General features: G+C 36.0%; 27 protein-coding genes. 12 read left to right on the top strand and 15 right to left on the bottom strand.

Going from position 1 to position 25575, the window contains the following annotated elements; genetic code table 11:
- Nucleotides 1-108: 108 nt before the first annotated feature.
- Genes UCH001_RS07455 through kdsB form a run of 6 tightly spaced genes read left to right on the top strand, consistent with a single transcriptional unit; the run spans nucleotide 109 to nucleotide 6034 of the window.
- Entirely contained in the window at nucleotides 109-876 is a 768-nt protein-coding gene (locus tag UCH001_RS07455) for an NAD+ synthase (protein ID WP_067176358.1), read from the top strand.
- Between the two features lie 9 nt (nucleotides 877-885).
- Nucleotides 886-2019, top strand: coding sequence for a DegT/DnrJ/EryC1/StrS aminotransferase family protein (locus UCH001_RS07460; RefSeq protein ID WP_067176360.1), 1134 nt, complete (start codon nucleotides 886-888; stop codon nucleotides 2017-2019).
- Nucleotides 2012-2950: a tetraacyldisaccharide 4'-kinase gene (locus tag UCH001_RS07465; RefSeq protein WP_067176362.1), complete on the top strand. Its 939-nt coding sequence runs from the start codon at nucleotides 2012-2014 to the stop codon at nucleotides 2948-2950. Before UCH001_RS07460 ends, UCH001_RS07465 begins: the two co-directional genes overlap by 8 nt.
- 33 nt (nucleotides 2951-2983) lie before the next feature.
- Complete coding sequence (argB, locus tag UCH001_RS07470; RefSeq protein WP_067176364.1) at nucleotides 2984-3835, top strand: acetylglutamate kinase; 852 nt, start codon at nucleotides 2984-2986, stop codon at nucleotides 3833-3835.
- Between the two features lie 10 nt (nucleotides 3836-3845).
- Nucleotides 3846-5333: a threonine synthase gene (gene thrC / locus UCH001_RS07475; RefSeq protein ID WP_067178493.1), complete on the top strand. Its 1488-nt coding sequence runs from the start codon at nucleotides 3846-3848 to the stop codon at nucleotides 5331-5333.
- On the top strand, nucleotides 5330-6034 hold the full coding sequence (kdsB, locus tag UCH001_RS07480) for a 3-deoxy-manno-octulosonate cytidylyltransferase (RefSeq protein WP_067176367.1): 705 nt from the start codon (nucleotides 5330-5332) through the stop codon (nucleotides 6032-6034). Before thrC ends, kdsB begins: the two co-directional genes overlap by 4 nt.
- A 45-nt stretch (nucleotides 6035-6079) precedes the next feature.
- Here the strand turns inward: kdsB and UCH001_RS13265 are convergent, their stop codons facing one another.
- Nucleotides 6080-6370 carry a hypothetical protein gene (locus UCH001_RS13265; protein WP_067176371.1) on the bottom strand — a complete coding sequence of 97 codons (291 nt, stop codon included), beginning with the start codon at nucleotides 6368-6370 and terminating at the stop codon, nucleotides 6080-6082.
- Nucleotides 6371-8122: a protein-disulfide reductase DsbD gene (dsbD, locus tag UCH001_RS07490; RefSeq protein ID WP_067176374.1), complete on the bottom strand. Its 1752-nt coding sequence runs from the start codon at nucleotides 8120-8122 to the stop codon at nucleotides 6371-6373.
- 166 nt (nucleotides 8123-8288) lie between these two features.
- On the opposite strand from dsbD, the gene ppk2 reads away from it, so the two are divergent.
- On the top strand, nucleotides 8289-9131 hold the full coding sequence (gene ppk2, locus UCH001_RS07495) for a polyphosphate kinase 2 (protein WP_231963993.1): 843 nt from the start codon (nucleotides 8289-8291) through the stop codon (nucleotides 9129-9131).
- 7 nt (nucleotides 9132-9138) lie between these two features.
- Here ppk2 and UCH001_RS07500 read toward each other — a convergent pair whose 3' ends face one another.
- The 7 genes from UCH001_RS07500 to rpsO form a co-directional block, all read right to left on the bottom strand.
- A complete protein-coding gene (locus tag UCH001_RS07500; protein ID WP_067176377.1) occupies nucleotides 9139-10167 on the bottom strand; it encodes an HD-GYP domain-containing protein in 1029 nt (342 codons plus the stop codon).
- Between the two features lie 161 nt (nucleotides 10168-10328).
- The gene (dnaK, locus tag UCH001_RS07505; RefSeq protein ID WP_067176380.1) at nucleotides 10329-12215 is read right to left on the bottom strand and encodes a molecular chaperone DnaK; all 1887 of its coding nucleotides are present in this window, start codon (nucleotides 12213-12215) and stop codon (nucleotides 10329-10331) included.
- Nucleotides 12216-12238: 23 nt separating this feature from the next.
- Complete coding sequence (grpE, locus tag UCH001_RS07510; protein WP_067176384.1) at nucleotides 12239-12799, bottom strand: nucleotide exchange factor GrpE; 561 nt, start codon at nucleotides 12797-12799, stop codon at nucleotides 12239-12241.
- 3 nt (nucleotides 12800-12802) lie between these two features.
- Entirely contained in the window at nucleotides 12803-13606 is an 804-nt protein-coding gene (locus UCH001_RS07515) for an HrcA family transcriptional regulator (protein WP_067176387.1), read from the bottom strand.
- 175 nt (nucleotides 13607-13781) lie between these two features.
- On the bottom strand, nucleotides 13782-13952 hold the full coding sequence (locus tag UCH001_RS13270; RefSeq protein ID WP_173636817.1) for a hypothetical protein: 171 nt from the start codon (nucleotides 13950-13952) through the stop codon (nucleotides 13782-13784).
- Nucleotides 13949-14197, bottom strand: a complete 249-nt coding sequence (locus UCH001_RS07520; protein WP_067176389.1) for a helix-turn-helix transcriptional regulator — start codon at nucleotides 14195-14197, stop codon at nucleotides 13949-13951. The genes UCH001_RS13270 and UCH001_RS07520 overlap by 4 nt, the downstream gene beginning before the upstream one ends.
- 341 nt (nucleotides 14198-14538) lie before the next feature.
- Nucleotides 14539-14811, bottom strand: a complete 273-nt coding sequence (gene rpsO, locus UCH001_RS07525) for a 30S ribosomal protein S15 (protein ID WP_067176392.1) — start codon at nucleotides 14809-14811, stop codon at nucleotides 14539-14541.
- A 237-nt stretch (nucleotides 14812-15048) separates the two neighbouring features.
- Here rpsO and UCH001_RS07530 point away from each other — a divergent pair, with 237 nt between their 5' ends.
- From UCH001_RS07530 to UCH001_RS07545, 4 genes are read left to right on the top strand one after another with little or no spacing between them, the layout of a single operon-like run.
- Entirely contained in the window at nucleotides 15049-15453 is a 405-nt protein-coding gene (locus tag UCH001_RS07530; RefSeq protein ID WP_067176394.1) for an Rrf2 family transcriptional regulator, read from the top strand.
- 9 nt (nucleotides 15454-15462) lie between these two features.
- Nucleotides 15463-17658, top strand: coding sequence for a flagellar biosynthesis protein FlhA (flhA, locus tag UCH001_RS07535; RefSeq protein ID WP_067176397.1), 2196 nt, complete (start codon nucleotides 15463-15465; stop codon nucleotides 17656-17658).
- A gap of 41 nt (nucleotides 17659-17699) precedes the next feature.
- The gene (locus UCH001_RS07540; protein WP_067176400.1) at nucleotides 17700-18725 is read left to right on the top strand and encodes a DHH family phosphoesterase; all 1026 of its coding nucleotides are present in this window, start codon (nucleotides 17700-17702) and stop codon (nucleotides 18723-18725) included.
- A gap of 3 nt (nucleotides 18726-18728) precedes the next feature.
- Complete coding sequence (locus UCH001_RS07545) at nucleotides 18729-18995, top strand: hypothetical protein (RefSeq protein WP_067176404.1); 267 nt, start codon at nucleotides 18729-18731, stop codon at nucleotides 18993-18995.
- A 23-nt stretch (nucleotides 18996-19018) separates the two neighbouring features.
- On the opposite strand, the gene cmoA is transcribed toward UCH001_RS07545, so the two are convergent.
- Complete coding sequence (cmoA, locus tag UCH001_RS07550) at nucleotides 19019-19729, bottom strand: carboxy-S-adenosyl-L-methionine synthase CmoA (RefSeq protein WP_067176407.1); 711 nt, start codon at nucleotides 19727-19729, stop codon at nucleotides 19019-19021.
- A 106-nt stretch (nucleotides 19730-19835) separates the two neighbouring features.
- Between cmoA and UCH001_RS07555 the strand changes: the two genes are divergently transcribed.
- Nucleotides 19836-20618 carry a GGDEF domain-containing protein gene (locus UCH001_RS07555; protein ID WP_067176411.1) on the top strand — a complete coding sequence of 261 codons (783 nt, stop codon included), beginning with the start codon at nucleotides 19836-19838 and terminating at the stop codon, nucleotides 20616-20618.
- Here the strand turns inward: UCH001_RS07555 and UCH001_RS07560 are convergent.
- From UCH001_RS07560 to UCH001_RS07580, 5 genes are read right to left on the bottom strand one after another with little or no spacing between them, the layout of a single operon-like run.
- The gene (locus UCH001_RS07560) at nucleotides 20597-21460 is read right to left on the bottom strand and encodes a bifunctional riboflavin kinase/FAD synthetase (RefSeq protein ID WP_067176415.1); all 864 of its coding nucleotides are present in this window, start codon (nucleotides 21458-21460) and stop codon (nucleotides 20597-20599) included. The two genes, UCH001_RS07555 and UCH001_RS07560, sit on opposite strands and share 22 nt — an antisense overlap.
- Entirely contained in the window at nucleotides 21420-22136 is a 717-nt protein-coding gene (locus tag UCH001_RS07565; protein ID WP_067176420.1) for a TlyA family RNA methyltransferase, read from the bottom strand. The genes UCH001_RS07560 and UCH001_RS07565 overlap by 41 nt, the downstream gene beginning before the upstream one ends.
- Nucleotides 22133-24079, bottom strand: a complete 1947-nt coding sequence (ligA, locus tag UCH001_RS07570; RefSeq protein WP_067176423.1) for an NAD-dependent DNA ligase LigA — start codon at nucleotides 24077-24079, stop codon at nucleotides 22133-22135. Before ligA ends, UCH001_RS07565 begins: the two co-directional genes overlap by 4 nt.
- The gene (locus UCH001_RS07575) at nucleotides 24076-24837 is read right to left on the bottom strand and encodes a TSUP family transporter (protein ID WP_067176426.1); all 762 of its coding nucleotides are present in this window, start codon (nucleotides 24835-24837) and stop codon (nucleotides 24076-24078) included. The genes ligA and UCH001_RS07575 overlap by 4 nt, the downstream gene beginning before the upstream one ends.
- Nucleotides 24827-25573, bottom strand: coding sequence for a hypothetical protein (locus UCH001_RS07580; RefSeq protein WP_197651425.1), 747 nt, complete (start codon nucleotides 25571-25573; stop codon nucleotides 24827-24829). Before UCH001_RS07580 ends, UCH001_RS07575 begins: the two co-directional genes overlap by 11 nt.
- Between the last annotated feature and the right edge of the window lie 2 nt (nucleotides 25574-25575).

The raw sequence follows: 25575 nt of genomic DNA on the forward strand, positions 1-25575 counted from the left end.
AATTTTAACACATCTCATCTTATTTTGCTTTGGAAGCTTAAAAGATTGCATTAATTTTAAGTTTAGTATAATTGAGTCGTTGCTCAAATTGCTTATGAGGTTACTGTCGTGAACAAATACCAATCTATCGAAAATTATTTAGTTAAGTTTCTTCAAGATGAGGTGAAAAAAGCTGGTTTTTCCAAAGTTGTTCTAGGTATTAGTGGTGGTATAGATTCGGCAGTTGTTGCGATTCTTGCACATAAAGCTTTTAAAGACAACCTCTTAGGTATTATGCTTCCCTCCTCTACATCAAGTCGTGCCAGTTTAGAGCATGCAACTGAGCTTTGCCAAAAATTTGGTATCAAAACTGAAAAAATTCCTGTTGGGCCACTAGTAGACACCTATTTCCATGACAAAAAAGATGCTTCAAAACTTCGCATCGGTAATTTTAGTGCACGCATGAGAATGTCTGTCTTATATGATATCTCTGCACGTGAAAATGCTCTTGTCTTAGGAACAGGAAATAAAAGTGAAATCCTTCTTGGATATGGCACTATTTTCGGGGATCTTGCATGTGCGATCAATCCTATCGGCGAACTCTATAAAACTGAAATATTTGAATTTGCAGCCCATCTTGGTGTTCCACACTCCATTCTTACAAAAGCTCCATCAGCGGATCTTTGGGAAAATCAAAGTGACGAAGATGAGTTTGGATTTAGTTATGCTCAAATCGATCAAGTCCTTTACGCTCATATGGAAGAAGGTAAAAACAAAGAAGCTTTATTAGCTGCTGGATTTGAAAGAGCACTTGTCGAGATGACACTTGAGCGTATTGCAAACAATAGATTTAAAGGTAAACTCCCAACCATAGCTGATTTGACAGCGATAAAATAAAGGATAAACATGAAAGAAATACCATTTTATAAACCATTTATCGACCAAAGAGAAAAGACACTTATCAATGAAGTTTTGGATTTGGAAAAAGCAAATAAAGTTGAAACCCTTGAAAAAGAGTTCATAAAATACATCCCTTGTGGCGATGCTATTTCGACTGTCAATGGAACAGCCGCAATGCACCTTGCGATGTGTGCATTAGATCTTAAGCGTGGCGATAAAATTATCTGTTCTGTCAATGCCTTCCCTTCTGTGGCTGAAGTCGTTCGCCACTTTGATGCTGAACCTATTTTTGTGGACATTGACAAAGATGATTTTAATATTGATGTTGAACAACTTGAAAGTGTTTTGAAAAACAATAAAGCAAAAAAACTAAAAGGTGCGTTTATCAGCCATATCGCAGGACAACCTGCAGATCTTGCGCGCATTTATGAACTTGCAAAACTCTATGACATTAAAATTGTTGAAGACGCAACAGCAGCTCTTGGATCAACCTATAATGGTAAAAAAATTGGATCGCTTGATGCAGACATCACAGTCTTTCGTTTCAATCCACAAGCCAACAATTCTGTATCCAGTGCAGGAATTATGACCACAAAAGATCCTGAGCTTGCAGCACGTGCAAGACTTCTTCGTAATCATGCCCTTGTAGGTGAAGGTTGGGATAAATTTGGTAACCTTGGCTATGTTTATGATGTTGTCGATATTGGTCTTAAATATGATCTTAATGAACTCAATGCTGCCTATGCGATTGGTCAATTAGAAAAAAATGAAAGTTTCATTGAAAGACGCATTGAAATTGCAGATATTTACAATCGTGAGCTCGCATCATGTCCTCACGTAAGCACACCTGTAAAAAAACGTGATCATACATATGCTCAGTACATCATCAAAATAGACAAAAACAGAGATAATTTTGCTAAAGAGCTAAAAGAACGTGGTATTTACACAGGTCTTCACTATATTCCATTGCATTTATTAAGCTACTATAAACATAAATACAATCTCCGTGTTAATGACTTTCCAAAAGCACTGAGTAATTATCAACAAATACTATCACTTCCGATTTATTCAAGTCTGAGCGATAAAGACATCTTACATATTTGTGAACAAATCAAAGAGATAGCAAAGAACCGTGTTTAATCGTTCACGTATTGTTCTATGGGTAGAGGCCTATCTCTTCTACCCTACTTCTTTCATACAGCGACTCTTGTCGTATGTTTTACTGCCACTGAGTGCTATCTATTGCGCTATTGTGTTAAGTAAACGCTTTTTTGGCAAAAAGCGAAAACTGTACTTTACTGTTCCTATTGTAAGTATCGGTAATCTTACAGTCGGTGGCAATGGCAAAACTCCTTTTTGTATAGCTTTGGCAAAAGATTATTCAAATATTGCCATTGTTCTAAGAGGCTATGGACGAAAATCACATGGGCTCATTTTGGTTTCAGATAATGGACAAATCATGTGTGATGCCATGGCAAGTGGTGATGAAGCGATGCTTTACGCAAAATCATTACCTGATGCAACCGTCATTGTAAGCGAAGACCGTGTAGAAGCCATTCGTTTTGCAAAAAAAAGAGGTGCAAAAATTATTTTTTTAGATGATGGTTTTTCAAAAAGTTTTATCTCAAAAATTGATATTCTCATGAAACCAATTCCTGAGCCAAAGAACTCGTTTTGTCTTCCAAGTGGCCCCTATAGAGAACCTCGTTTCCTCTATAAGTATGCAGATGTGATTATTTCAGAAGGTGCAGACTTCAAACGTCATGTTGAAGTCCTGAGTCCAACAGAGAAAATGCTCTTAGTCACTGCTATCTCCAAACCAAGTCGTTTGGATGCTTATTTACCAGAAAATGTGATTGCAAAAGTAAGCTTTGAAGATCATTACATGTACAATGAAAAAGAGCTTGAAACACTCTTGCATGAACACAATGCAACCTCCATTTTAACAACACAAAAAGACGCTGTAAAAATGTCTACTTTTGACATTCCACTCTCTATTCTCAAACTCGAAGTAGAAATCTTTCCTGAAACAAAAGCAAAAATCAACGCACTTTTAGCTCCTAAACGCTAAAATAAGGCTTTAACCTTTAACGAAGGATTTGCTGTGCAACATAAAATACAACAAGCACAAATCTTGATGGACGCACTGCCGTACATTAAACACTTTAACAAAAAAACCATTGTCATTAAATACGGTGGAGCCGCACAAATTAACCCAGAACTTAAAGAACAATTTGCAAAAGATATCGTTCTGCTCTATCTTGTTGGCATTAAGCCTGTTATTGTTCACGGTGGTGGTAAAAAAATCAACTCTCTGTTGGATAAACTCGAAGTTAAAAGCAATTTCGTCGATGGACTTCGTGTAACAGACGATCAAGTCATGGAAGTAGTCGAGATGGTTCTTAGCGGAAGTATTAATAAAGAAATCACCACTCTTTTAAACCATCATGGCGCAAAAGCAATTGGTATTACCGGTAAAGATGCTAATTTTATGCGTGCAAAACCAATGGATGATGGAAAATACGGTTTAGTGGGTGATATCACCAAAATCGATAAAAAAGTACTCAAAAACCTTATTAAAGAAAAATTTATTCCTGTGATTGCACCTATCGCAGCAGGAGATGATGTTGATCATCCAGGATATAACATCAATGCTGATTTAGCGGCAAGTAAAATCGCTGTTGCACTCAAAGCAAAAAAAATTATTTTTCTAACAGACACACCGGGCGTACTTGATAAAGAAGGTAATCTTATCTCAAGTCTTGATAAAGCAAAAATCAAAGCGCTTAAAAAAGATGGAACGATTAGCGGTGGTATGATTCCAAAACTAGACGCATGTTTAGAAACCCTTCGTGGTGGCGTTGAACGCGCTCATATTATCGATGGTAGAGTTGAACATTCCATTTTATTAGAGCTCTTTACCAAAGATGGTATTGGCACCATTATTAAAGAATAAGGACAAAAGAATTATGTTTATCGAAACTCGTGGAAATGATGGTGTTAAACCAAATAAAGTTCCTTTTTCATTTGCTATTTTAAATCCAAGTGCAAGTTTTGGCGGACTTTATGTACCAGAGAATTTACCAAAAATAGATACTGCTTTTTTAGAGAGTGCTTCTAAAAAGAGCTATAAAGAGATCACGCTTGATATCTTAAAACTTTTCAACATTGATATCGAAGAAGAAGTCATGAAAAAAGCAGTCGCACTCTACGATGCTTTTGATGATGCAAAAGAGCCTACCCCTCTTTCTCAAATTGAAGATGACCTCTTTGTAAATGAGCTCTATCATGGTCCAACACGTGCATTTAAAGATATGGCATTACAACCTTTTGGCTATATCCTTTCTCATCTTGCTCAAAAACTAGATGAGCAATACCTCATTTTAGCAGCAACCAGTGGTGATACAGGTCCAGCGACACTTGATACTTTTGCAAATAAACCAAACATCAAAGTTGTCTGTTTGTACCCTGATGGCGGTACAAGTGATGTCCAACGACTTCAAATGACCACACAAAAGAGTCCAAATCTGAAAATTATTGGTATTCATGGTAATTTTGATGATGCTCAAAATGCGCTCAAAACACTTCTTGCATCACCAAGTTTTAAAGAAGCACTCAGTAACAAGCATATCAAACTGAGCGCTGCAAATTCAGTTAATTTTGGACGTATTATCTTCCAAATCATCTACCATATTTATGCCTATGTAGCAATGCTCAAACAAGGAAAAGTTGAGCTTGGGAAACCTTTTTACACCATCATTCCAAGTGGAAATTTTGGTAATGCTTTGGGTGCTTATTATGCGAAAAAAATGGGATTACCAATCGAAAAAATCTTGATTGCGTCTAATATCAACAACATTTTAACAGACTTGATAACAACAGGTGTTTATGATCTTCGTAACCGAAGCCTGCTACAAACAACATCTCCAGCGATGGATATTTTGATCTCATCAAACGTTGAGCGTGTTTTATTTGATAAATTTGGTTCAACTCGTACCAAAGAGCTTATGGAAGCACTAAAAGAGCAAAAAATCTATACACTGACAAGCAGTGAACTAGCAAGCTTACAAGAAGATTTTGAAGCCGTTTACTGTGATGATGCTTTTGGCAAAGAGCAAATCAGACATTATGCACAAAAGGGCTATGTAATGGACCCTCATACGGCGACATGCCTTAAAGCCTATCAAACACTAAAAGCAAAGCCACTTCCATGCGTTCTTTGCTCCACTGCAGAATGGACAAAATTTGCTCCAACCATGCTCAACGCCATTAAGCAAGATAGCATCAAATACAGCGATAAAGAGGCGCTTGAGGGCATTAGTAAAGCGCTTCATGTGAGTATTCCAACATGTATTAGCGATCTGTTTAATGAAACTGTTATTCATGATAAAGTGGTCGATAAAGATAAAATTGAAGCGGAAATTTTTGATTTTCTAAATAAGGCAGCGCAATGATCATTATCCCCGCACGTCTTGCTTCAACACGTTTTCCTAATAAAATTTTAGCAAACATTCATGGTCTTCCTATGGTCATTGCAACAGCAAAACGTGTACAAAATCTTGATGATGTTGCCATTGCAGCTGACACGGAAGAAGTGGTAACCCTTGCACATGATTATGGGTTTAAAGCCATTCTTACTTCGCAAAATCATCAAAGTGGAACAGACCGTATCAATGAAGCAGCATCAAAGCTTTCTCTCACAGAAGATGAAATTATTGTCAATGTTCAAGCAGATGAACCCTTCATCGAAGAAGCTGTCGTAAAAAGCGTGATTGAACGAGCTAAAAACACCGATGCGATGATTACCAGTGCGTGTAAGAAGATTGATCTCTCACACGTAAAAGATCCCAATCTTGTCAAAGTTATTTTAAATGCTCATGGCAACGCTATCTATTTTTCAAGAAGTGCAATTCCATATGACCGCGAAGGTGGATTTGATGGATACTTTGGGCATTTAGGCATCTATGCTTTTCGTAAAAAATCGCTTGAGACATTCTGTGCACTTCCTTATGCACCAATTGAGCATATTGAAAAATTAGAGCAATTACGCGCCATTTACCATGGTTATAGCATTGCGATGGTCGAGGTAGAAAGCCAGAGTTTTGGTATTGACACCAAAGAAGATTTAGAGCGAGCACTTACGTTTTTTAAATAGTTTTTTGATACAGGGTAAGAGGAGTTCTTCTTACCCTCCTCTTTCTTAAACTGCTACTTGTTCAAAACTATCGCTTTCAAGATTAAAACGATACGCTTCCATAGGATTTTCCCCTACTTGAAATATGATTTTACATGACTCAAAACCTGATTTTTTAAGCCCTTTGCTAACAACTTCTAAAATAAATGTTCTAGTGCTAAACATATGCGTTGTCGTCTCACCTTCATAGGCAAACACTTCCCCTTCTATAGGCGTAATACCTTCTTTTTTGAGGTGTTTCTCAAAAATAGCTTGATCTTGTAAACCTTCTACTTCAACAATCAATACAACTTTCATTTAAATCCCTAATTTCTCAAGATGTGCTAAAAATTCATCAGCATTTTTAAAACCAACCAATCGTAACTCTACAATTTCTTTTCCCTCTTTAAAAAACAAAATGGCAGGAGGACCATAAATATTAAATGCTTTTTGCAGTGCTTTATCTTCTTCGCTATTTTTTGTGACATCTGCTTTTAAAAGTGTTAGCTTTTCAAGCTTTGCTTTGACACGAGCATCACTAAACGTAAACTGCTCAAATTCAACACAATTAACACACCAGTCTGCATAAAAATCTAACATAACTGGCTTTTGTGCATTTTTCAATGCAAGAGTGAGCTCATCCATATTTTTGATTTTATTAAACGCGGATGATGATGAAGCAGTTGCAACAACATTTTCTTTAGCTGTAAATTTTTCAAAAGGAGTCAGTGGATTGCTCGCGCCACTTAAAAAACCAACAAAAAGTGCTACGCCGTACACTAGAGCCATAAACAAAAAGCTTTTAACGATTTTATGCCACCCTTTAGCGTACTCATGACATGATTCTAATGCACCAAAATAAATAGCACTACTGATGATTAGAACAGCCCAAAGAACCATGCTTATAGAGCCTGGAATAACGCGTGAGAGCATCCAAATAGCAACACCGAGAAGCATCACACCAAAAAATGCAGTGATGTTTTGCATCCAAAGACCCGGGCGAGGCATATAACGACCCGCTGTTGTTCCTATGAGTAAAAGTGGAGCGCCCATACCAAGGCTCATCACAAAGAGTGCTGCCCCACCCAAAATGACATCACCACTTTGTCCAATATAAATCAAAGCACCTGCAAGAGGAGCTGCAACACAAGGACCAACAATAAGCGCTGATAAAAAGCCCATAACGGCAATGCCTAAAATGCCCTGAGTTTGGGCTTCACCTGTTTTTTTGTTTACTCTATTTTGAATGAATGAAGGCATTTTTATCTCATAAAAACCAAACATAGACAGTGAGAGTAAGACAAAAATCGTACTAAAAATACCGATAACCCAAGGGTCCTGCATAGAGGCTTGGAGATTTGCACCAAAGAGTGCTGCAAAAATACCTGCGATAGTATAAGCAAGAGACATTGCTAAAACATAGACTAATGAGAGCCAAAATCCTTTTTTTGCGTTCATAGAAACCGATGGTTGTGAGACAATAATAGAAGATAGAATAGGAATCATCGGGAAAACGCACGGTGTTAGAGAAAGCAAAAGCCCAAACCCAAAAAAACTAAGAAGCACTAACGCTATATTTTCGTTCATTAAACGCGCAGCAATACCATCTTGTTCCGATAAAGGTACTCCATTTTGTACGCTTCCACCTTTTAACTTATAGGTAAACTCTTTACTTTCGGGCTGATAGCAAATACCTAATTCTGAACACCCTTGATACGAGAATTTGAGGGTAAAACTACCTTTTTTGACTTCATTTTCTAAAAGACTCTGTGGTACAAAAAGCTCAAAAGATTTACGTTGTGTCATTGTATCGTGGAAGTATTCGGCTTTTGGTTTTTCTACCATAGCTGAAATATCAATCGCTTTTGGTTTTACAAGTTCCAAAGTAATTTTGTCATCATACAAGTAGATACCTTCACCCAATACAACGCTGATAATCACACCTTGCACATTATGTATTGCTGTGACTTTAAAAGCCTCTTCAGATGTCAAAAGTTTTGGTTTTTCAACGCCAAAAAGTGAAACCACAAGTAGAAAAAATAAAGCAGAGTATCGAAAAATATGTTGCACAAAATCACCTTTGGTAAAATAATGTTTTATTGTAGCAAAGAAGTCTAAATGTTTTTTAAATTACAACGATTTTTAGGGTATGATTGAATGTAAGATGTCAAAGCAGGAGTACGCTGTGGGTAAAAAGAAAAAAGAGAAATTAGTACTACAAAATGAAGAGCTTGTTATGGCAAAAGAGAGTCCAAAAGAGAAAGAAGAAAAAGTTCAAATTTGGGTCAAAAAAAGTGAACTCAAATATGAAAAAGAACTCAAAAAACTTCAAATAGAACTTCTTAAATTTCAAAATCACGTAAAAGACAAAGGATTGAAAGTTCTTATTATCATCGAAGGTCGAGATGCTGCAGGGAAAGGTGGAACCATCAAACGTATCACTGAGCACCTCAATCCAAGAGGTGCACGCATTGTAGCCCTTCCTAAGCCTTCTGATACCGAGCGTTCACAGTGGTATTTTCAACGCTACACACAATACCTTCCCTCAGCTGGAGAAATCGTACTTTTTGACAGATCATGGTATAACCGTGCAGGTGTTGAGCCTGTGATGGGCTTTTGTACGCAAGAAGAGCATAAAGAGTTTTTACGAGAAGTACCAAAATTTGAAACCATGCTTGTAAATGCAGGTATTATTCTCTTTAAATTTTATTTCTCTGTGAGCAAAGAAGAACAAGCAAAACGATTTCGTGAGCGCAAAACAGACCCACTAAAACAGTTTAAACTCTCACCAGTCGATGCAAAATCACAAGAGCTTTGGGATCAATACACTGTTGCAAAATACTCTATGCTTTTAGCGTCAAATACGCCACGCTCTCCTTGGACTATTATTCTCTCTGACGATAAGAAAAAAGCACGTCTCAATACGATAAGACATATTTTAAAGAATGTAGACTATCCTGAAAAAATTAAAAAGAAACACCTAAAAACGGATTCGGATATTGTCCGAACAGCGAAACAAGAGATAGAAATTATGGAGCAAAATCTACCGAGTGAAAATCTTTCACATCTTAACGGTTAAACCGTAATTATCTTAAATGCTTGATTAAGAGCTTGATATAATCAGGATCAAGCCTATTTTTATACTCTTCACGCATAAGAGATAATGCATTATAGGTGCTATATGCCCCTCTGTAGGGTTTAATTGTAATCAATGCATCAAACATATCGCAAATTGCAATAATCTTTGCAAAGGGACTAATTCGTGAACTATCAATTCCATGAGGATATCCACTACCGTCTAATCGTTCATGATGCTGTTTGATAGCATTTAAAACGATTCTGTCTTTCAACCCACTTCGCTTCACTAAATAGACACTTGTCTCAGAGTGCGTTTGGATTTTTCTCTTTTCATCCTCATTCAAAAAGTCAGGTTTGTTTAACAGTGATTCATCCAATTCGCATTTTCCAACATCATGTAACATAGCACTGACTACAAGCTTTTTTTGGTCTGTCATATCGATGCCAATTCTACTTCCAATAATAGAAGCAAAAAATGCAACTTTAACAAAGTGAGCAGCTAAAGAGTCATATTCGTCTAAAAAGTCATTGAATTTTGAAAGCGTTATACGTTCTTGATTGACGACGGAAACCAACTCTTCTGAAAGAATATCAATCGCTTCAATAGGAATATATTTTTCTTCTTTACTTTTTATCCAAGTATCGAAAAGATATTTTGCACTCATATAAATTGCTTTTAATTTTTCGTTGATAGATTTTGCACGTGAGACAATTTGATAAATATTAATACAATTTTTAACTGCATCCTCAAAACTCATGGTTTCATTTTCTTCGAGATGATACGTTTTGGAAAGAGACTCTTCTCGGTATTTTTTATATAAATCATAATTTTTGTTTTCGACATAAATTTGTAAATCACGTTTAATGAGCTTTTGATAAATATCATCGTCAATAAATGTACCACTCTCAATTAAGATAGCAAAACCATTAAATCTTTGAATATAACAGTCAAAATCCAACAGAGTTCCACGTCTGAAGAGGCTATTATCGATAGGTGTAAACCCTTGATTTAAAAATATTTTTACAACTTTGCCCATAATACAACACCTTAAATCAACATGCTTCGTTAAGAAATATTTTTGATAACGTATATTGTATCATCTCAAAGTGAAAAAAATAGGATTATTTGTTTTTAGAAGAAATTTATAAGAAAAAAGGCAGTTCTAGCCAGTTTTGAAACTGGCTAGAACGTGGTATATTATTCTACTTCAGCGTCAATGACATCGTCATCTTTTTTTGCTTTTGGTTTTTCACCACCAGTGCCACCTGCTGCACCTTGATCTTTTTTGTACATTGCTTCAGCCAATTTATGACTTGCTTCGCTCAAAGATTTTACTTTTGCATCGATTTGCTCTTTTGTAGCACTCTCGTTCGCAAGAACCTCTTTAAGGGCTTTAAGCTCTGTTTCAATTTTTGCTTTTTCTTCAGCACTAATCGCTTCGCCCATTTCACCTAAAGATTTCTCTGTTTGGTGAGCCAATGCATCTGCTTGATTTCTAGCATCAACTGCTTCTTTACGTTTTTTGTCTTCTTCTTTGTGAAGCTCAGCATCTTTAACCATTTTTTCGATCTCTGCATCATCAAGTCCTGAACTACCAGAGATTTTAATCTCTTGTGCTTTACCAGTTGCTTTGTCTTTTGCAGATACAGTTAAAATACCGTTCGCATCGATGTCAAAAGAGACTTCAATTTGAGGTACACCACGAGGTGCAGGTGGAATGCTCTCAAGGTTGAACTGTCCTAAAGATTTATTGTCTCTTGCAAATTCACGCTCACCTTGGAGAACATGAATGGTAACTGCTGGTTGATTGTCTTCTGCTGTTGAGAACACTTGTGATTTCTTAACAGGAATCGTTGTACCCTTCTCGATGAGTTTTGTCATAACGCCACCCAAAGTCTCAATACCAAGGCTAAGAGGTGTAACATCTAGAAGAAGAATATCTTTGACATCACCTTTGATAACCGCACCTTGAATTGCTGCACCAATTGCTACAACTTCATCAGGATTTACAGATTTGTTAAGGTCTTTCTCAAAAAATTCTTTTACTTTTTGTTGAACTAAAGGAACACGAGTTGATCCACCAACCATAACGATCTCTTTAATTTCAGCTTTTTTCAAATCAGAGTCATTAACAACTTCTTTGATTTTTTTGATTGTAAGTTCTACTAAATCTTCGATCATTGACTCAAATTTTGCACGAGTCAATTTTTTAACAAGGTGTTTAGGACCTGTTGCATCTGCTGTAATAAATGGTAAGTTTACCTCTGTCTCGTTAGAAGATGAAAGTTCTTTTTTCGCGTTTTCAGCTGCTTCTTTAAGACGTTGAAGAGCCATAACATCAGCTTTAAGATCAATGCCATTTTCATTTTTGAATTCAGTAACTAACCAGTCAATAAGACGGTTATCGAAGTCATCACCACCAAGGAACGCGTCACCACCTGTTGAGAGAACTTCAACGACATTATCACCTGTCTCTAGAACAGTAACGTCAAATGTACCACCACCCAAGTCATAAACTACGATTTTCTCTGCTTCTTTTTTATCTAAACCATAAGACAAAGCCGCTGCAGTAGGTTCGTTGATAATTCTTAAAACATTAAGACCTGCAATTGTACCTGCTTCTTTTGTTGCTTTTCTCTGAGAGTCATTAAAGTATGCTGGAACCGTAATAACCGCATCAGTTACCTCTTCACCAAGGAAAGCTTCTGCATCTTCTTTGAGTTTCATCAAAACTTTTGCGCTGATTTCTTGTGGAGTATACACTTTACCATCAATTTCAATTGCACATGCACCATTTCTATCAACAACTGCATATGGAAGACGTTTTTTAGCCTCATTTGCTTTCTCTTCATTGCTCATAAGACCCATAATTCTTTTGATAGAATAAATTGTTCTTTTAGGGTTTGTTACGGCTTGACGTTTTGCAGTATCACCAACAAGAACTTCTTCTTTATCTGTAAATGCTACAACAGATGGAGTTGTGTTTTTACCCTCTTTATTTGGGATTACTTTACTCTCGCCTCTTTCATAAACACATACACATGAGTTTGTTGTTCCTAAATCTATACCAATTACTTTTCCCATTTTTTATCCTTTGTCATTTTGATTTATTTTACGATACTAACCATTGCTGGTCTTAAAATACGTTCTTTGATTTTATAGCCTTTTTGGAAAACCTGTAAAATCTCGCCCGATTTTTTTTCATCACTCTCTAATTGCATTACCGCTTCATGGAAATTTGGATCAAACGTTCCTTCAATATCAACAAGTTCAACACCATGCTTTTCAAATGCTTTTCTAAACTGTTCAATCGTAAGCTCTAAACCCTCTTTTACTTTTGAAAGAAGTTCACCACTTTCAACATCCGAATTGCCTCCTGCAAGAATTGCCATCTCTAAAGAGTCAATTACAGGTAAAAGATCACGTGCAAATACTTCGTGAGCATAAGAAATGGCTTGCATTTTCTCTTTCTCTAAACGTCGTTTCATATTGTCAAAATCAGCATTTGCTCTTAAATATCGATCTTCAAGTTCAGCAATTTTGGAGTTTAGCACTTCTATTTCATTATTTTGTTCACATTCACACTCTTCATTGTCCCCACAACACTCAGGAACAATTTCTGCAGAGGATTCAGAAATACTCTGCTCTTCTTTTATTTTTTCATCCACATGTTACTCCTTAACTTGATTAAAAAAATCTTCAAAATCACTCTCGATGCGTCCAAAACAGAAGAAATCAACGGTTGTATCTTCATCTTTGAGTTGTGCCTTTTGCTTGACTGCCATGCATCCACGAGGAACAAAACCATCAAAATAAAGCCCATCACGAATAGATTCTACAAAATGAAGCGTTTGAAACCTTTGTATAAACGTATCATTTTGGAGATCTTGAGCAATGGAATACATCTCTCTTTCGCCCTCCTTTAAAATAGGTGCTTGAGAAAAAATTGCAGAGAGTTTTTCGTGCAACTCATAAAGACCTACTTGCGCTGAAATATCTTTCAACTCTCGCATTTGGCACCCTACAAGACGCTGTAAAAACTGTTCTACTTTAGCATTAAACTTTAAAACAACCTCATGTCCATCAAAAACTAATATCAAAAAACGATTCTCTACAGTTACTAACTCTTTAAAAGTTTGCATTGCTGTCTTTTCAACAATACAAAAAAGATTGTGTTCATGTGTAGAACGCTTAATTTTATCAATATTTTTTATCTGCAATGGATGTGTTAAATCTAATTTTTCTTGCCAATATCCCATGAGAGCGCGGTGCGTTGGAACACGTCCACTACTAACATGGAGTTGTTCTAAAGAACCAACATCAGAGAGTTTTTTGAAATAAATGCGTATAGTAGAAGGAGAGATGCCAAGTGTCATCTTCATCTGTAGCTCAGATGAGCCTATAGGCATTCTTGATTTTAGGTACTCTTGGATGATGGCATCTAAAATCAACTCTTGCTTTGAAGGTTTTTTCATTTTTAGCACTCTTAATGTTTAATTGCTGATAAAATTATACAACATTGAGTGTAGTATTGTCAAGCAATAGGCAACAAAAGAACTCATTAAATAGCTATCTGTATTAGAAATGCCATTATATGGGCATTAGTACTTTAAAATTGAAGGAATAGGAATAAAAAAAAGAAAGATGAGTTTAACGGACAGGATGTTTGAGACGTTTTTTATTTCGCATGAATAGAAGTTTTAAAAAATGTTTGATATTACTTTTATTTTCTTTGAGTTTAGAGAAGAAAGTCTCTTTTTCAGTAATAGCAGTAAAGATGTCGTTTAAAGCTTGTCTTTCATTTTGTGACAACGTACTCATTTTTCATCCTTTAATTCTTGTGCTATGCGTCGAATCAAACGTAAAGCATCAACCTCTTCGAGTTCACCTAGCATTTTGAAAATTGCTGATGCTGCTTGAGGTTGAGAATTACCAAGCTTCCAATCTTGGTATGTTCGCATTGATACGCCCAATTTATCTGCCATCTCACGCTGAGAAATCTTCTTGCCAAAAAATTTTGACTCAACAGCATTATGAAGGAGATTAAAAATATCGTTTGTTTTCATGTATAAGATTCTAGCCAAGGCTGGTTTAATTATACATAAATACGATTATTTTATAAGTTATTATATCTTAAAAATAACAATTTACTACATATTTAATACAATAAATTGATATTATTAGTATATTATACATTTTTTTACTCACTTTATGTTTATTTTTATACAGAAAAACGTATAGATTTATTTTGTCTATGGTAATATAGATAAAATGATAGAAAAATTGTGTGTTTAAATTTTAAATAATGTTGCTATGAATGAAGAATAAAAATTAAGATTGAAATGAGAAGTAAAAAGGAAGAGATACGAGATGGCAATTACCATCTCGTATCGTAAAAAAGCGCTGACTATTTATCTCTAATAGAAAGTTCTTTAATAACTTGGCTGTATTTTGCAAAATCTTTTCTTTTAAGATATTGCATCAATCGTTTACGTTGACCAACAAGTTTAAGAAGTCCTAATCTTGAAGAGTGATCTTTTGCATTACTCTTAAGATGTTCTGTCAAATCACTGATTCTTTTAGAAAGAAGTGCGATTTGTACTTCTGGAGAACCTGTGTCTCCTTCTTTTCTGCCAAACTGACTAACAATTGCTTGTTTTTGCGCCGAACCTAAAGCCATGATGACCTCCTGATTGGTATATGAATTTACTTTTAAAATAAAAGCTTGGAATTGTAGCTAAAAAAAGAAAAATTGTCTATTGTGCTTTTACAATACTTCACAAGCATGGTAAAAAGCCTTCTCAACAAAATCAAAGACATCCATGTCTTTAGGAACTATCTTTGTAATTAAAGCTAAATATAACGTTTATTTAGTACAATATTTCTCTTATTTAACCTGATATGTTGAGGAAAACGAATGTTATTAACCAAAGCAAGTGAATATGCACTGCTATCATTGATTATTATTTCTCAAAAAAACACCCCACAAGATGTCGATACACTTTCCAATCAACTTGGTATTTCAAAAAGTTTTTTAGCAAAAATCCTTCAAGCACTTGCTAAAGAAAACATTCTTAGCTCTTTTAAAGGTGCCCATGGTGGTTTTATGCTTGCAAAAAAACCTGAAGAACTTACCTTAAAAATGATCGTAGAGTGTGCAGAAAAAAAACAAACTATGGTTTTTGAATGCTCCCCTTCAACACAAAAATGCCCAGGAGGCAAAGGTACGTATTGTCGTGTTTGGCCTATCTTGAACAAGCTTCAAACGAAAATTGATCTATTTTTGGATAATATGACACTTAAAGATATAATAGAAATTTAAGGGTGTTGATTGGCTAAAAATCAAAATGCGCTTCTAGCTAGAGTTATTCCTTACCTAGAGCCTATTGTCAAAGCAAAAGATCTTACTGTCGTTATTTTTATTGTCGCTATTATGGCGATTATTATTGTCCCTCTTCCTAGTGGTATACTCGATTTCTTCCTAGTTATATCCTTGTCTGTATCAGTGCTTATTATTCTTATATCACTTTATATCCCTAAACCAACGGATCTATCAACGTTTCCAACACTTATTCTGATTATTACACTTTTTAGGCTTTCGTTAAATATCGCTACAACAAGAATGATTCTTACCAACGGTCACTTAGGTCCAGATGCTGTAAGTGACATCGTCTCTAGCTTTGGACAATTTGTTGTTGGTGGTAACTATGTTATCGGTGTTGTTGTCTTTACGATTCTTGTTTTGATTAACTTTATGGTTATTACCAAAGGTTCAACAAGGGTTGCTGAAGTTGCTGCACGTTTTACACTTGATGCGATGCCTGGTAAACAAATGGCAATCGATGCTGACCTCAATGCGGGTTTGATTGATGAAAAAACAGCACGAAAAAGACGTGAAGATATTATTCAAGAAGCAAACTTTTATGGTGCGATGGACGGTTCGAGTAAATTCGTTAAAGGTGATGCTGTTGCTGGTATTATCATCACTATTATTAACATTATCGGCGGCTTCCTCATTGGCTCGTTCCAACATGGACTTGAACTTGGTGTAAGTGCTCAAACCTATACCATTTTAACAATCGGTGATGGTCTTGTATCTCAGCTTCCAGCGCTCATTACATCAACAGCAACCGGTATCTTAATCACCCGTGCCAATAAAGCAGATGACGTTAGCTTCTCTGACGGTGCTGTACAACAACTCTTTGGGGAACATAAAACCCTCTTGATTGTTGGATCTATCTTGGTGCTTTTTGCATTGGTTCCAGGTCTTCCTACCCTTTCACTGATGTTTGTTGGATTTATCTTCTTAGGCTTAGGCTATCTTGTTAAACAAACCAATGACGGTAGTTTCTCTTTACAAAAATTCTTTTCATCGACACCTGCTTCTATGCAAAAAGCAAAACAAGAAGCTGAGACAAAAGCACAACAAGCTAGCACGGCGCCGAAGAAAAGCCCTGAAGAACTCCGTAAAGAAGAAGAGACAACACTTAATGATATTCTTAAATTGGAAATTTTGGAACTCGATTTGGGATATCAGCTCATTAAACTGGCAGATCCTGCACAAGGTGGAGATCTTCTTGATCGTGTTAAAAGTATGCGTCGTAAAATTGCAGCTGACTTTGGTTATCTTATACCACAAGTACGTATTCGCGATAACTTACATCTTGCACCAAATCATTATCAACTTTTGCTCAAAGGTATTGAGATTGGTAGTGGCGAAATCTACCCTGATAAATTTATGGCGATGGACAGTGGACTTACGATCGATAAAGTACAAGGTATTCCTACAAAAGAGCCTGCATTTGGGCTAGATGCTATTTGGATTGAAGCATCAGCCAAAGAAGATGCAATTATTAAAGGTTACACTACGGTTGATCCTGCAACTGTTATTTCAACACACCTTAGTGAGCTTATTAAGAAATATGCAGAAGAGCTTCTTACGCGTCAAGAGGTTCAAAGCCTCATTGATAAGCTGCAAAAAGATTATCCTGTTGTGGTTAATGACTGTCTTAAAGTGGCAAATGTCGGACTTATTCAAAAAGTACTTAAAGCGTTGCTTCATGAAAAGATTCCAATTAAAGATCTTCTTACCATTGTTGAAACCATCAGCGATGTGGCAGAAGTTACCAAAAATATTTCTATTATTGTTGAACAAGTGCGTGCTAAACTTTCTCGTGTTATTACAAAACAATACAAAGATGACAATGGCGTCTTAAAATTATTGACTTTTAATGCAGGAACAGAGCAAAAGCTTCTAGATTCACTCAGAGAGCGTGATGGTGTTCGCGACCTTGTACTCAATATTGGACAGATTAATACCCTAGTTAAGGCATGTAGTGACGAAGCAACCAAGCTTCTTCACAAAGGTATCGCGCCTGTTGTTATTATTGTTGATCCTCTTCTTCGTAAATCACTCTCTGATATTTTCGAAAAATTTGGACTCGATATTGTCGTTCTTTCACATGCAGAGATTGACTCAAGCTCTAAATTTGAAGTCATGGGCTCAATCGAAATCGAAAAGCTCTAAACCAAACATACCCTATATATCACTAAGCATTAAGGATTTTTATGAATTATACATTACACCACCTCTCGCACACAGATTTAGATGGCTACAGTTGCCAGATGGTGAGTGCACACTATTTTGATTCAATTCAATTTTATAACTCTAACTATGGCAAAGAGATCAACGAATGTTTTAATCAAATTTTAGCATCTATTCAAACCTCCACGTCCCAAAAACATGTTATTTTAATCACGGACTTAAACCTTACGATGGATCAAGCAAAAGAGTTTGAATCTAAAGTCAATATTTGCGATAAAGAAATTATGATGTTTGTCTTAGACCATCATAAAACAGGTCAAGAATGCGCAGATGCTTTTGAGTGGTATTTTCTTGATTCTAGCCGCTGTGCCACAAAAATTACCTATGATTTTTTCAGCGCATTGTATGGAAAAGATGAGAAGTTAAGTAAATATGTTGATGTCGTCAATGCCGTCGATATTTGGCTTGAAAATGAGCCGGAATTTGAGTTGGGTAAAGTCTGTATGGGACTTGTAAGTGGTGCTAAAGAAGTTAATAAAGTGATGTTTCCTGATGAGAATAGTCAGTACATCTTTTCATTACTGAATAAAGCACAAGAGTATTTTTCATGCCAAGAAGCACATATCGCTTTAGATGATGCTATACATAGTATGAAAAAATCATTTTTTGTATCCACTAAAAATGACACCTTAAGCAACCTCGTCTCTGCTTATAATGTCATCTTACTTACTCAAAATAAAGAAAAAATGCAGATTAGTTATAAAGAGTATAAAGGCATTTTAACCTATAACATTGGTAATGTCTCTGTCATTGGTAACGACTTTTTAACAGCAAATCCTGATATGGATTTCTTTATGGATATTACCTCCAAAAAAACGATTAGTTTACGCTCTAATGGTAAAGTGGATGTCAGTAAAATCGCAGCACAAATCGCGAACGGTGGCGGACACCACAATGCAAGCGGAGGACTTCTCAGCAACTTCAAAGATGCTTTTATCTATGATAACATCAAATCACAAGTGATGAGTATCATCGCGAATAAAGGATAAAACATGGAAGCCAAAGAACTCCAAAAAGAGCTAGAACGCGCTGAGGTTGAGATCGAAGAGATGGCAATGCAACTGGCTGACATGCTAGGAGCTGCACTCTATTTTGCGGGCGTAAAAAAAGAAGATCTGCCTAAAGCAATTGATTTATATCTCAAAGGACTTGATGAAGTCTTTGATGATGAAGATGAAGACAGTGAGATGGGATTTGAAGAGATAATCGAAGTTATTGAGTTTCTTAAAACCAAACACCCAAAATTATTTCATAAATAATATCTGTGTAGAGAAAACTTTCTCTACACCCTCTTTTTCGCGATGAATGTCGCGAAATTTCCCCATTTAAAAATGGTTTCAATCGTATTAAATCCCGCATTTTTTAACATTGCTTTGTTCTCTTCTTCCGTATAAGGAATCAAAACATTTTCAAGTGCTTCACGTTTTTGAGCGATCTCAAAGTCACTATATCCTTGTTGTCGCTTAAAATCATAATAAAGGTCAATCATCTGTTTGTTAAGCTCTTTATCTTCAAAAACGATCTTTTCACTAAAAATAAAAAGTCCATTAGGATTTAAGGCTTCATAAATTTTAGCAACAAATTCAGGACGCTGAAGTGGACGAATAAATTGAAGCATATAATTAGCAATAATTGCATCGTGCTGGCTTAGTTCTACTTGGGTAATGTCTGCATCTACAAGTTCTATAGAGGCACCATACGCATGTACCTTTTGACGTGCAATGTGTAACATCGCTTCTGCATTATCAATACCCAATAAATGATAGCTTTTATTGCTTTTTTTGTGAAGAGCAAGCAGAGTATTAGCGGTTGAACACCCAAGATCAACAACACTAGATCCTTCTTTTAGATGCAGACAAATCGTTTTACAGGTTAGATCAATCACCTCTTTATAAAAAGGAATTGAGCGCTCTAGCATGTCGTCAAAAACAACGGCAACGTCTTCATCAAATTCAAATTGTTTCGTGATAGGCTTACTAAATACTTTATCCATTACAATACGCTTCCATAGCTTTAAATTCTTGGGGATTATAACAAAATATTAGTTACTATTAAGCATTCTCTTTTTATACTGTGGATATTTACATACAGGTCTTACCATGAACAAGCAACTCCAAGAACTAACTGATCTGACTATCAAAGAAATACGAAATCTTGAAATTGTTTTACCAGAGATCTACCGTGATATTTTTTATACCAAGGCAAAAGAGCTAGGTATCAAACTGAGTGATATTGACAAAGAAGCAGCTATGCTTTATGCCTTGCGAAAAATTCAATTTTTAAAAAATGAAACTGAACGCTCAGCATCGGCACTTAAAGAAAATGTCATCAATGCACGAATAGCCATTACCAACAAAGATAATATGGCTCTTCAGTTTATCGAAAACAACATCATTGAGCTTGAATCAAAAATTATATCGCTACAAGAAGAACTATACATTGATGAGTTAACCCGTTTGTATAATCGAAGGTGGCTTTTTGAAAAATTTCTTCAAGATGACCACTTTAAAACAAATGGTCTTTTAGCCTTTATTGACATTAATGACTTTAAAGAAGTGAACGATCAATTTGGTCATATCATTGGAGACAAAGTCTTACATGTCATAGGAAAAGTTCTCAAAAAAGTTAAAAATACAACAGCAGTTCGTTATGCTGGTGATGAGTTTTTAATTTTGAGTGAAAAACATAACGAAGAAGAAATACATAAAATTTTACATACTGTGAATCAAAATCTTATTAAAACACCTTTTAAACACAATAAAGAAGTCTTTCGCATTGATTTTTCTTTTGGTGTTGCGGCATTCAAAGAGAAAGAAAATTTTAAAAAGGTTCTTGAAGAATCTGATCTTAAAATGTACAATTATAAGAAATCATTGAAATAAAGTTTACACGTTTTTAAATATTTTCTTGCTTCTTTGATATCTTTTTCTATTTGCTGTTTTAGCTCTGTAAGACTACTAAATTTTTGATTATCGCGTAAAAACTCTACAAAAAAGATTTCTACAGCACCTTCAATCGCATCAATAGTTTCATCTAAAATATGAGTTTCTACGGAGAATTGATGGTCCGTGCTTTTACGAACACCAACAAAAGAAACCGAGTGATAAACCTTCTGTCCTATACGTGTACGTGTTGCATAAACCCCTTCACGAGGAATAAGATATTCTAAGACCTTGAGATTGAGTGTAGGAACAAGTTCTTTTTTCCCTAGTCCTTGACCAGAGATTACATCACCTGTAATGGCATATTCGCGCCCTAAAAAACGGTTGGCTTCTTCTAAACGACCTTCTTTAAGGTATTCTCGAATCAAACTAGAATGAACGGAAACACCTTGGTAACTGAACTCTTCAACGATAATGACCTCTCCATCAAAAAGTCGTTTCAGGTCATACGCATTACAGGAACGATGCTGGCCAAAAAAGAAATCATATCCAACAACAATTTTTTTAAGATTGATAAACTCTTTTTTTAGAAGTGCAACAAACTCTTCACCACTGAGATGTTTAATTTTTAAAAAATGAAAAAACATACACGGATAACCCGCATATTCACTGCGCTTAATTCCAGGTGTTAGATTGGCTTGGTCTTTGTCAACGACAAAAAGCGCACCATTTTCACCTAAATGATTAAGAAGCTGTCGGTGTCCTACATGGATGCCATCAAAACTACCAATGGCTAATGTATCAACACTCTCTTTTTTTAAAATAGTAGAACGTCTCAACATTCCCCTCTTTCCCTTTTACAAGTGATTCTCTTTTATCGATTAATTGCCAGCCAAGACTTATCGTTTGTGCTTCAAACTGATGTTGTGCGCGCATAATAGCCGAGCCATCTTTAACGACACCTTTAGTTGTACGTTTAACATCTTTTCCCACTTCGAACTGCGGTTTAAATAAGATAATAATCTCTTTTTTCGCAAGACAGTCAATATGTTCTAAAAGAGCACCTATACCGATAAATGAAACATCACAACTGACCACATCATAGGTTTTTTCAGGTATAAAAAGTCGAATATCAGTATTTTCATGTAAAATAATTCGGTTATCGACTTTTAGGCTTGGATGTAACTGCTCACTTCCCACATCAACAGCGGTCACACTTTTGACATTTTCCTCTAACCAAACCTGTACAAAACCACCTGTACTACTTCCAATATCAAGCACATCAGCATCTTTTACATTCAACGCTAATTCATTAATAAACCCACGAAGTTTTAATCCTGCACGGCTGACGTACTGTGCAATTTTTTCAACTTCAATAGTATCGTTTTCGCCAACTTCTGCAGAGTTTTTACGCTCTACTTTACCATTGAGCCAAACGCTACCCTCTTTAATAAGTTCCGCTGCTTTGTTACGGCTTTGCGCAAAACCTTTTTCAAATAAATAACTATCTAATCTCATAAAATCATCTCATTTAATTCATTTTCACTTAGAGTCTTGACGCCAAGTTCCATTGCTTTATCCAATTTACTGCCTGCTTCTTCACCAAAAATAACAAAATCAGTCTTTTTGGAGACACTTCCACTTACTTTTGCGCCTAATTTTTCAAGCATCTCTTTAATTTCATCACGAGGTTTACTCATTGAGCCTGTAAGGACGACTGTTTTACCTGTGAATACAGACTCCGTAATCTCTAGTTTTGAAGCAATCGGTTTGATAATAGCCATGAGTTCATAGGTTTCTTGTTTATTTACATGAATAAACTCTATGAGGCTCTTTGCCATCTCTTCGCCAAAACCTTCAAGCGCTATAATCTGCTCATAACCAATTTCTAGCCATTCAAGCCCAAAAGCACGTGCAATTTTTTTAGCAGCCACTTCACCGATATGTTCGATTCCCAAAGCATTGATAAATTTTTCTAAACTTACCCCTTTGCTCTGTTCAATGGCTTCTAAAAGGTTGAGTGCTTTTTTCTCTTTAAACCCTTCTAGTGCTAAAAGCTGATCAAGTCTTAGTGCATACAAATCTTTTACATGCAATACAAGTTGTTGTGCATAAAGTTGTTCGACTATTTTATCACCAAGACCGTCAATATTTAGGGCTTTTTTGGATGCAAAGTGAATAATTGCTCCAACAACCCTTGCGTCACATGAGAGATTTTGACATTTGATCAGTGCACCATCATCTAATAGCTCACTGCCACAAACAGGGCAAACTAGCGGTCTTTCTACACTTTTTTCTGTACCATTTCGTCTTTCATGAAGCACTTTGATAATTTTAGGAATCACATCACCACTACGGATGATAATGACACTATCCCCTATGCGAATATCTTTACGTTCTATCTCATCAAAGTTATGCAGCGTTGCTCTCTCAACCACTACCCCTTCGATATTTACCGCTTCTACCTCTGCTACAGGCGTTACGACACCTGTTCGTCCTACTTGAAGGGTAATGTCTTTTAGTATTGTCACTTTTTCAATTGCGGGAAATTTAAAAGCAACCATCCATCTAGGGTACTTAACCGTATAACCTAATTCTTCTTGTAAACTTACATCATCAACCTTAACAACCATGCCATCCATCATCATCTCGATCTCATCACGTTTGGCAATGAGTTCTGCATAAAGCGTATGGACATCATTTACATTTTGTGTTACCACAATTTTAGGGGGTTGCAAGAATCCAAGATGGTAAACAAAGCGCATTTTTTCACTCAAAAAGCTCTGAGGTAGCGTGTTAACGCCAATACCCCATGGATAAAACATCAATTTTCGCTTTGCCGTAATGCGTGTATCAAGTTGTCTTAGACTTCCAGCTGCTGCATTTCGAGGGTTAGCAAAAAGCGGCTCATTACTTAAAAGTCGTTCATGGTTAAGCTTTTCAAAATCTGCTTTTTTAATAACTACTTCACCACGAATTTCAATCAACTCTTTGTAATCAATTTGCAAAGGAATGGAGCCAATAGTTTTGACATTTTCAGTAACATCCTCACCAATACTTCCATCGCCTCTTGTAATCGCTTGTTTCAAAGAGCCATTTTCATAAATGAGATTAAGACTTGCTCCATCAAATTTTGGTTCACAGTAAAATGTAAAGCTCTCTTTGACTTTTTTAACGCGTTCTATCCATGCATCAAGATCAGCTTCATCAAACACATCTTCCATACTCCACATACGTGCTTTATGTTCTGCTTTATTAAAACCTTCAAGTACCATTCCACCGACACGCCTACTAGGGCTATTTTCGTCTGTAAAAAGTGGATTTTCTTGTTCATATTTTAAAATTTCATGATAAAGTTTATCGTACTCTTCATCACTCGCGATAGGCGCATCATTCACATAATACGCCTTTGCCCATGCATTGGCTAAATCAATTTTGGCTAAGTACTCTTCGTGTGTCATGCGATATAGCTACTATAGATCAGTTTTAAAAGTGTTAAGGCGACCATCGTTAAGAAGAATGTGCGGATAAACTTCACTTCTTTTTTAATAACCATATTTGAGCCCATATATGCTCCTATAAGTTGACCAAACCCCATCAACAATCCTACGACAAAAAGAACATTACCGCTCCATAAAAAAACGGCTAGAGAGACAATATTGCTTGTAAAATTCATGACCTTTGTTTGAGCCGTTGCTTTTTTGAGATTAAGTCCTAAAAGTGTTACTAATGCTATCGTCCAGAATGTACCCGTACCTGGACCGAAAAAACCATCATAAAAACCAATGCCAAGTCCAAATATAAAAAAGAAGAGATGTGTACTTAAGTAAGCATGGCGATCATTTTCGCCCATTTTTGGCGATAAAAGCGTGTAGATAAAAATACCTACTAACATCAGTGGAATAATTTTTGAAAGTATGCTTGCATCCATCAACAAAATCGCGTAAGTTCCAAGCGCTGCACCTATAAAGGTATAAATGACACCAATGTACACTTCAGACCATTTTATAAAGCCTTTACGTATAAAATTGATAGAAGCCATACCACTACCAAATGTTCCTTGAAGTTTATTGGTTGCAAGAGCAATATGAGGAGGCATTCCTGATGCTAGAAGCACAGGAATCGTGATAATTCCCCCACCACCTGCAATCGCATCAATAAAACCTGCGACCAGCCCAGTAAGAAGAAAAATAAGATAGTAATAAAACTCAAACTCCATCTTTTTTTATCTCCTTCTCATCTTCATCTATGACTGTCTGTAGTTCTTCCGTACTACGTTCTTCTTGTGAAAAATGATGTTCATGAGTAGAGTTGGTTGTTTCGTTTAATTGATGATGTGTCATTGTAACAGCTTCTGTTTCTGGAGATGGAGTATCATTGTTTTCTTCAGAAACGTCTTCTACAGAACCTTCTAAATGCTCAACTTTTTCTTCTAAAGAGGCTAAAACTTCAGCTTTTTCCTCTGTTTTTTCTTCCTCTAACTTTGCGTAAATATCAAGTGCTTCTTTTGTCGCTGTTGCAACTTCATTATAACTTCCATCACGAATATGTCGCCAAATATCACGTCGAACGAGACTTAAAACATAACGTCTATCGCCACCAATAACACGACCAAGTTCATGACCGCCACATTCAGGGCAAACAAAATAGGTAATTTTATGCTGTAATGTCTCTTCTGAACGACAATTTTCATCATCAACCATCAGCATATTTTGACATTTTGGGCAATAACACCAAAGACCTATGACATCGCCTTTTTTATACTTCCAACGCCACAATACTTTAAATAAAATCAGTTCACGAAACTTATGGTACTTTGGACGCATCAATACACGTGCGATAAATGGAAACGAAATTAAAATAACACAAATAGCAATGGCACCACTGTTGACAATCCATTGGGGAATAGCGTAAAGTTCACTTATACGCGTAAGAAGACTAAGAATTTTTTCCAAAG

Source organism: Sulfurospirillum sp. UCH001, from assembly GCF_001548035.1.
Classification (GTDB): Bacteria; Campylobacterota; Campylobacteria; order Campylobacterales; family Sulfurospirillaceae; genus Sulfurospirillum.